The organism is Orenia sp., assembly GCF_055140805.1.
The window spans coordinates 1-7,716 of the sequence record NZ_JBSQYM010000144.1 but is presented as its reverse complement, the minus strand read 5'-3'; the positions used below and the strand labels follow the sequence as shown (position 1 = coordinate 7,716).

At 33.1% G+C, this 7,716-nt stretch carries 9 protein-coding genes and 4 tRNA genes; 9 read left to right on the top strand and 4 right to left on the bottom strand.

The window, feature by feature from the left end:
• Positions 1-434: 434 nt before the first annotated feature.
• Positions 435-1,679, top strand: coding sequence for an HD-GYP domain-containing protein (locus ACTCDL_RS12645; protein WP_463177194.1), 1,245 nt, complete (start codon positions 435-437; stop codon positions 1,677-1,679).
• Between the two features lie 196 nt (positions 1,680-1,875).
• Here the strand turns inward: ACTCDL_RS12645 and ACTCDL_RS12640 are convergent.
• Positions 1,876-1,952, bottom strand: a tRNA-Ile gene (locus ACTCDL_RS12640).
• A gap of 343 nt (positions 1,953-2,295) precedes the next feature.
• Between ACTCDL_RS12640 and ACTCDL_RS12635 the strand changes: the two genes are divergently transcribed.
• From ACTCDL_RS12635 to ACTCDL_RS12600, 8 genes are all read left to right on the top strand, one after another.
• Positions 2,296-2,775, top strand: coding sequence for a superoxide dismutase family protein (locus ACTCDL_RS12635; RefSeq protein ID WP_463177192.1), 480 nt, complete (start codon positions 2,296-2,298; stop codon positions 2,773-2,775).
• A gap of 101 nt (positions 2,776-2,876) precedes the next feature.
• On the top strand, positions 2,877-3,812 hold the full coding sequence (locus tag ACTCDL_RS12630) for a DUF362 domain-containing protein (RefSeq protein WP_463177190.1): 936 nt from the start codon (positions 2,877-2,879) through the stop codon (positions 3,810-3,812).
• Positions 3,813-4,089: 277 nt separating this feature from the next.
• Positions 4,090-4,437, top strand: a complete 348-nt coding sequence (locus tag ACTCDL_RS12625; protein WP_463177187.1) for a hypothetical protein — start codon at positions 4,090-4,092, stop codon at positions 4,435-4,437.
• Between the two features lie 6 nt (positions 4,438-4,443).
• Positions 4,444-4,908 (top strand): 2-thiouracil desulfurase family protein, encoded by a 465-nt coding sequence (locus ACTCDL_RS12620; protein WP_463177200.1) that lies wholly within the window; start codon positions 4,444-4,446, stop codon positions 4,906-4,908.
• A gap of 95 nt (positions 4,909-5,003) precedes the next feature.
• A complete protein-coding gene (gene trmL, locus ACTCDL_RS12615) occupies positions 5,004-5,468 on the top strand; it encodes a tRNA (uridine(34)/cytosine(34)/5-carboxymethylaminomethyluridine(34)-2'-O)-methyltransferase TrmL (RefSeq protein WP_463177197.1) in 465 nt (154 codons plus the stop codon).
• A gap of 43 nt (positions 5,469-5,511) precedes the next feature.
• A complete protein-coding gene (gene dat, locus ACTCDL_RS12610; protein WP_463177185.1) occupies positions 5,512-6,369 on the top strand; it encodes a D-amino-acid transaminase in 858 nt (285 codons plus the stop codon).
• 66 nt (positions 6,370-6,435) lie between these two features.
• Complete coding sequence (locus ACTCDL_RS12605; RefSeq protein ID WP_463177183.1) at positions 6,436-6,660, top strand: hypothetical protein; 225 nt, start codon at positions 6,436-6,438, stop codon at positions 6,658-6,660.
• Between the two features lie 154 nt (positions 6,661-6,814).
• A complete protein-coding gene (locus ACTCDL_RS12600; RefSeq protein ID WP_463177181.1) occupies positions 6,815-7,141 on the top strand; it encodes a thioredoxin family protein in 327 nt (108 codons plus the stop codon).
• A gap of 125 nt (positions 7,142-7,266) precedes the next feature.
• Here ACTCDL_RS12600 and ACTCDL_RS12595 read toward each other — a convergent pair.
• The 3 genes from ACTCDL_RS12595 to ACTCDL_RS12585 form a co-directional block, all read right to left on the bottom strand.
• Positions 7,267-7,351 (bottom strand) — tRNA-Tyr (locus ACTCDL_RS12595).
• A gap of 92 nt (positions 7,352-7,443) precedes the next feature.
• A tRNA-Thr gene (locus ACTCDL_RS12590) sits at positions 7,444-7,519 on the bottom strand.
• A gap of 107 nt (positions 7,520-7,626) precedes the next feature.
• Positions 7,627-7,703: transfer RNA gene (locus ACTCDL_RS12585), tRNA-Asp, on the bottom strand.
• Positions 7,704-7,716: the final 13 nt, after the last annotated feature.

Sequence of the window (7,716 nt, the reverse complement as noted above, 5' to 3'; positions counted from 1 at the left end):
TACCTTAGGAGAGAGGACTAAAGCATCTTTTATTCCCCTCTCCTGATATGAGGAGAGGGGTTAGGGGTGAGGTGGGTTTTATATTACATTCTAAAGTTGGACACCTATATAGGTATGTGAATTCAAAATGAAACTTAATGGATATAATTGGGGCTGTTTTAGGAATCAGGAGTCAGGGACCAGTTATCAGTAAAACAGACTGATTCCAGATTCCCGATTCCTGACACGAAAGTGTACCATTATCTCTATATAGTATTATGGCTAAATTTTATTCTAGATTCACGAACCTATAGTATATAGGATTTTTAATTGATATTTTGATTTTTAGCTAAGATGATTTAATGTAAAATGATAATAGCATTGTATCTTTAATCTCAAGATGCTATACTGTAACAGAGTAATGAAAAAAGAAGTTTATCTGGAGTTGAAATAATATGAATATCTCTTTATATGAATTGTTGTTTAGTATCTCTCATATTACAGATATGATTGATAGCAATTTAAATAGTCATCATGAACAGGTTGCTTACATAAGTTTTAGACTAGCTGAAGAACTGGGCTTGCCAGAGGATCAAAAGAAGAATTTAATCTTATCAGCAGCTATTCATGATATTGGAGCTTTTTCGATTAAGCGTCGACTGGAAACCTTGACCTTTGAAGCCAATAATGGCTTTGAACATGCTGAAGCAGGAGCTTATTTGGTAAGCTCCTTTAATGCTTTTGCTGATTTGGTACCTATAATTAGGTATCATCATTTGGAATGGAATTATGGTAAGGGAAGGGAGTTTAAAGGTAGAGATGTTCCTCTATCTAGCCATCTACTCCATTTAGCAGATAGAATAGCAATTCTAATTAATAAGAATGGGAACATATTGAATCAAAGAAATAGTATAGTGAAGATTATTAAAGACTATTCTGGTAATATGCTCCATCCTAAACTGGTTAAAGTTTTTCAAAAGTTATCTTATAAAGAGGATTTTTGGTTTGCAGTTATAAATACTGATATAATCAGAAAAGATTTAAAGAAAGCGTTCAATGATTGGGAATTGGAGCTAAATCTTAATGGTTTATTAGATTTGAGTAAGTTTTATAGTAAAATTATAGATTTTAGAAGTAACTTTACAGCAACACACTCTAAAGGTGTAGCTATAATAGCCAGAGAGATAGCTAATCTATTAAAATGGTCTCAAAATAAGGCTAGTAAGATAGAGATATCTGGTTATCTACATGATCTAGGGAAGTTAGCAGTACCTACGGAAATATTAGAGAAACCAGGAAAATTAACTAATAATGAGATGAATATTATTAAGAGCCATACCTTTTATACTTATCATGCTTTGGATTCAATAGAAGGCTTTGGAGAGATTAAAGAATGGGCAGCTTTTCATCATGAGCGCTTAGATGGTACAGGCTATCCTTTTAAGCATAATGGGAAGAGGCTATCTGTTGGTAGCAGGATTTTGGCAGTTGCTGATATCTTTACAGCCCTTACCGAAGATCGACCTTATCGAGCAGGTATGGGTAAGGATAAGACTTTGATGATATTAGACTCTATGGCTAGAGAGAAGGCTATAGATGGAGATATAGTGGCAAAGATAGAGGAGAACTATGATTTAGTAAATAGTATTCGCCAATCTGCACAGAACAATATAAAAAAGGATTATAGTTTATTATTTTAACAGTCAAAGGGTGACTGATTTTTTAAGCTGGGGAATTAATTCCTCGGTTTTTTAATTTTTACAGTTATAATTGAGTAGCAATATCTAATATGTATTTTTAGAAATCAGTTGTCAGTAGTCTAGAAATTATAAATTTTATTACAAAAAATAAAAAATCTGCCTTACAGGCAGTTCTTTTAATAGTTATTAAATTAAATGGTGGACCTGGGAGGATTTGAACCTCCGACCTATCGGTTATGAGCCGAGTGCTCTGACCAACTGAGCTACAGGTCCATAGTGTTTATTTTTTGTAACAACAATTAACATTATAACTAAAATAACCTTGACTGTCAAGAATAAATTTAATATCAATATTAAGAACATTATTAATCTAAATGAATAGTATAGTTATGAGTGTGTTAAATAGTATAGATTAGCTGTAGCTATTTAAGTGTAAAGTGGAAGTGAATGGGGATAGTGCGACACTTTTAGGAATCAGGAGTCAGGAACCAGTTATCAGTAAAACAGACTGATTCCAGATTCCCGATTCCTGACACGAAAGTGTCGCACTACCTCTCTATTATTTCGTTCTAAAAGTTGTTTATCTACATTGTATAGGAATTAGGAGGAGATATCTATGGTAAATTTATTCAGCAGAAGAATAGCCTGTGCTAAGATTAAAGGTGGTCCTTTAGCTCCAGCCATAAGAGGTATAGTCTACTTTATACCAGTTAATGGTGGAACTAAGGTCTCTGTAGAGGTTAGTGGTTTACCTCCTTATCAATCAGCTAGAGATGGAGAAGACCCAATTGGGCCCCATGCTTTTCATATTCATGAATTTGGCAATTGTAAGATAGGAGATCCTAATAACCCTTTTCAGGCAGCAGGAGGTCATTATGATCCAGATAAACAGCCCCATGGTAACCATGCAGGAGACCTTCCTGTATTATTTTCTAATAATGGCTATGCCAGAATGAGTTTCTTTACTAATAAATTTGAGGTAGAAGATATTGTGGGACGTTCCGTTATTATACATCAGAATCCTGATGATTATCGGAGCCAACCAGCTGGAGATGCTGGTAAGAGGTTGGCTTGTGGAATAATTGAATGGAGTTAGATTTTATAATTCAAGAGCAAGGTACTTGCTTTGTTCTTGAATTTATTTTTTAAAGTTGGACAAACTATGGCGAAAATGGTTAGAGAAGATGGAGGGATTAGATGTTAAGAGAGCGAAAGGTTAAAGAGCCATGTGTAGCTATTGGAGAAGGGATTGAAGGTGATGTGATTCAAGGCCTTTTGAACATACTACCTACAGATAAGGTGATTAGTGCCAGGGATAGAGTAACTATTACTCCAAATTGGGTAAATGATAATACAACCCAGACTGGAACAGTGGTGGGACCTGAATCTTTAAGAAAGTTGATTCAATATATTAAAGGAAAATCTCCTGCTAGAATAGTTATAGCTACTGGCTCTGGTGGAGCAGATACCAAAGAGGTAATGAAGAAGACAGGATATCAACAGATTATTGAAGATGAAGGGATAGAGTTTGTTGATTTAAATTATGGTCCTTATGAGGAGTTTGAACTTGATCATCCAATCATTAAGAAGATTAAATTGAATAAAATATTGACTGAAACAGATTTTTTAATCTCTTATACTCAGATTAAGCACCATGAGGAGGCAACGGTATCTTTAGGAATTAAAAATATTGCTCTGGCATGGCCTCCAGCTGAGATCCATGGATTTCCTAAAGCAGATAGAGGAATCCATGAATACTTACATGAATTTATAGTGGCTATGGCAAAGTTGATTCCTATAGATTTGACGATTTTAAGTGGTGATAATGGAATGGTAGGTACAGGACCTTCTCATGGCAAGCCTGTAAATGCTGATTTAGTAGTGGCAGGTACAGATCCTATTGCTACAGATGTGGTAGGAGCAAGGTTATTAGGTTTTCGTCAACAAGCTATCTCCTATCTCCATCAATTGATTAAGTCAAAAGTAGGAGAAGGGGATTTAAGAAATATTAATCTAATGGGAATGCCCCTAAATCAAGCAGAAGAGAAGTTCAGTCAAGCTGCTTATGGATACAAGATAGTATTAGATAAGACTGAAATTTTGCCACTTCATTTAAGATCTAAGACTCATTGATTAATCTCCTGTTTTTTAATGTTGATAAGAATTGATATAATATAATAGATAAAGGGACACTTTGGTTGTTAGGTAGGTAGATGGTTAGGAACTGCCTAACTACCTAACCCTCCAACTCCCAACTACCAAAGTAAAAAGTATCGCAATATCCCCATTAAATATCACTACTTACATTAAAGCTTAACTAGCATAGCAGATGATTATAGCACTTTAATAAACACGAAATTAAGTCTCCCATAATATTATAAAAGAAGAGTATGAAAAGGGGGAGATTTAGTTGTATAAATTAACCAATAAAGAAGAGTTTATAGTTGTGACTGGAAATGATATAATAAATGAGACAGAGTCTAAAGCGATTTGTAGAAAAATAAAGGAATTATTGGAATTTAAGACAGGTGCTAATAAATTATTATTAGATGTAAGAGGGGTTAATCTAGATGCTAGTCAATTTGATATCTTTATTCAGTACCTGTCGAAGGTGAAGGTAACTAGAATTTCAATTGTTCTGCCAGAGTTAATTAATAAGTTCAAATTCAAATTATGGAGAAGAAAGTATAAAAACTATGCTGAAATAGAGCAGTTTATGACATTAGAAGAGGCACAAAATTGGTTAAAGAAGGGATAATTGTTGATGATAGCAATAAGTTCTTGTTTATTAGGTGAAGACTGTAAATATAATGGTAATAATAATTACAATATTAGGCTAGCAGAGTTAATAGAAGATAAAGAGATTATCAGTATCTGTCCTGAACTTCTTGGGGGATTAAGTATTCCTCGACCACCTGCTGAGATTCAAGGTGGTGAGGGGAAAGATGTGTTAGAAGGTACTGCAAGGGTTGTAGATAAAGAAGGGAATGATATTACTGATAACTTTATTGAGGGTGCTAAGAGATCATTAGCTTTAATCAAAAAGAGAGGGTGTACTCTAGCGATATTAAAGGCTAGAAGCCCTTCCTGTGGTAGTAGATTGATATATGATGGGGATTTTATTGGAGCTAAAAGAGTTGGAGCAGGAGTTACCACAGCCTTATTACAAAAAGAAGGAATTGAAGTATTTAATGAAGAAGAGATAGATAGGATAATTACTAAATTATAATTTTTTAATAAAAAGTAATAGGATAAAAATAAGTATATTTAATGATATTTATTCTATTTTATGAAATCGATTGAAATAATCTTAACTTAAGGAGGATAACTGTGAATATAGTTTTATATCAACCACAAATACCACCTAATACTGGAAATATTGCTCGGACTTGTGCCTGCACTGGGTCAAGCTTACATCTAATTAGACCTTTAGGCTTTTCAACTGATGAAAAGACTGTTAAACGAGCAGGATTGGATTATTGGGACAAATTAGATATTCATTATTATGATAGTTTAGAAGAGTTATTTGAGAGGTATAGTGATAGCAATTTTTATTTTTCTACTAAATATGCTAAGTATCATTATACAGATATAGAATATGGATCTGATGACTTTTTGGTTTTTGGTAGGGAGACTACAGGTTTACCTGATAATATTATCAAGGATTATCCTGATAATTGTATTAGAATTCCAATGAAGGCTGAGACTAGATCACTTAATTTAGCTAATTCAGTATGTATAGTTTTGTATGAAGCATTAAGGCAGACTAGTTTTTCGGAGTTATTATAATAATTATTATCTTTATAGTATTTTTTTATTGAGGAGGGGAACAATGAAAGATATAGCTTACATAAGTGGACAATTTATAGAACAATCTAAAGCAAAGGTTTCTATTGAAGATAGGGGATTTCAGTTTGGTGATGGGATCTATGAAGTTATTAAATTATATGATGGAAAATTATTCAAAGCTGATGAGCATTTAAGAAGATTATTAAATAGTGCAGATTTGATTAGACTTAAGGTCAAGCATACCTTAGAGGAGTTAAAAAAGATTGCCTTAGAGGTTATAGATAAGAATAGAAATAACCAATCTGGAAGTCTCTATATACAGGTAACCCGTGGGGTCTCGCCTAGAAATCATAGTTTTAATCCTGACCTTGACCCTACAATTATTATGTATCTTTTACCACCTCAGCCTTTTCCAGAAGAGTTATGGGAGAATGGTGTTAATGCAGTAACCCTGTTAGATACTAGATGGAGTTATTGTAATATAAAAACTACTAATTTACTTCCTAATATTTTGGCTAATCAGGAGGCTAAAGACCAAGGTGCTTTTGAAGGTTTTTTTGTTTCATCTGATAATATTGTAATTGAAGGGACTAGTAGTAATGTATTTATAGTTAAGGATGATTTAGTTATGACTCATCCAATTACTAATAAATTATTGAGTGGTATTACTAGGGAGATAGTATTGGAACTTGCTGAAGAAGAGTTTGAAGCTAAAGAGATAACCTTTACAGTAGAAGAGCTTTATGAGGCTGATGAAGTCTTTGTTACTAGTACTACTAAGGAAGTTCTTGGTGTTGTAGAGGTTGATGGTAGAAAAATTAATAATGGAAAGATTGGTCCATTGACAAAAAAATTGCATAGTATTTATAGAGATTATAGGGAGAATACTGATAACTTTTAGTTCTTTAAATTAGATTAGTTTTAGTTAAATATTATCGTAAATTAAAATAGTAAGGAGAGATTTGATATGAAAAAAGGACTAGAATTAGAGTTACATGTTTGGCAAGAGGTAATAAGTCTATTGAAGTATGATTATGAGCACAGTGATAATCAGCAAAGTAAAGAAGAGTTGACTGCAAAGATTATAGATGCTAGTGAAAAAATCAAATTATTAAAATCTAAAATAAGAGAAGTCAGAGAAGAGCAATTAGCTAGTTTAGAGAAAGGGAGTTATGAAGAGAAGGTTTCATAATTTCTAATTGATAGCTTATAATCTATCAGTAACTTAATCATAGCTTTCTTCCTATTTATTTAAGAGCTAATCTTAATCAAATCTTCTAAATTCAATAATTGACTAATCTTTAATTAAAGCAGTTTTTCACTTGCTTATTCAAAACAGATAAGGAGTGATAAGTATAATAGGGTATGCTAAAATAAATGATGATAATTTTGATCAAATAATTAGTTCTAATAAGAATTTATTGATACTTTTTACTTCAAAAAACTGTGGTTATTGCCAGATTGCTAAAAAGAACCTAAATCAAGTCATAGATTCATTTCCCGAAATTTTAGTTTATGAATGTTCTATTTTAAATTCTCAAAAGATTGTAGAGCGATATCAGGTATCTAGTGTACCTATATTGAAGCTATTTATAGGAGGAAAGGTTGTATATACTGCTTTTGGAATAAGAGAGAGTAGTGACTTATACTATCAGATAAAGTCCTTCTTATAATGGAAAAAGGCGAAGGTGATTTAAATCATCCTCGCCTTTTGTATCATATCTATTAATTTTTAATAAGTTTTAGATTAGTATTCAAAAAATAAAAATACTTGGTTAATAACCAAGTGTAGAATAAATGGTGGAGGGGAGAGGATTTGAACCTCTGAAGGCGTCGCCGGCAGATTTACAGTCTGCTCCCTTTGACCACTCGGGAACCCCTCCGTGTATTTTGTTTTTAATTAATAACCAACAATCTATAATAAAAGCTTTAGTAGCTTTATTTTTTAACTGAAAATTATCAATTATTAAATAAATGGAGCTAACTGTCGGAGTCGAACCGACGACCTGCTGATTACAAGTCAGCTGCTCTACCAGCTGAGCTAAGTTAGCACAAATTCAGTTTACAGTGTACGGTGTGCAGTTTACAGTTAAATAACTAAAAATTATTAAATCTTTGAACTTAACTGTAAATTGTCAGCTGTTCACTGTTTTTAAAATGGCGAGGATGACGAGACTCGAACTCGCGACCTCCGGCGTGACAGGCCGGCGTGGTAACCAACTCCACCACATCCCCACATTGTTAGTTG

Coding starts and splice junctions, on each gene's coding strand:
- ACTCDL_RS12620 (WP_463177200.1), top strand. CDS start 4,444: ATGATAGCAATAAGTTCTTGTTTATTAGGTGAAGACTGTAAATATAAT.
- ACTCDL_RS12630 (WP_463177190.1), top strand. CDS start 2,877: ATGTTAAGAGAGCGAAAGGTTAAAGAGCCATGTGTAGCTATTGGAGAA.
- dat (WP_463177185.1), top strand. CDS start 5,512: ATGAAAGATATAGCTTACATAAGTGGACAATTTATAGAACAATCTAAA.
- ACTCDL_RS12605 (WP_463177183.1), top strand. CDS start 6,436: ATGAAAAAAGGACTAGAATTAGAGTTACATGTTTGGCAAGAGGTAATA.
- ACTCDL_RS12645 (WP_463177194.1), top strand. CDS start 435: ATGAATATCTCTTTATATGAATTGTTGTTTAGTATCTCTCATATTACA.
- ACTCDL_RS12635 (WP_463177192.1), top strand. CDS start 2,296: ATGGTAAATTTATTCAGCAGAAGAATAGCCTGTGCTAAGATTAAAGGT.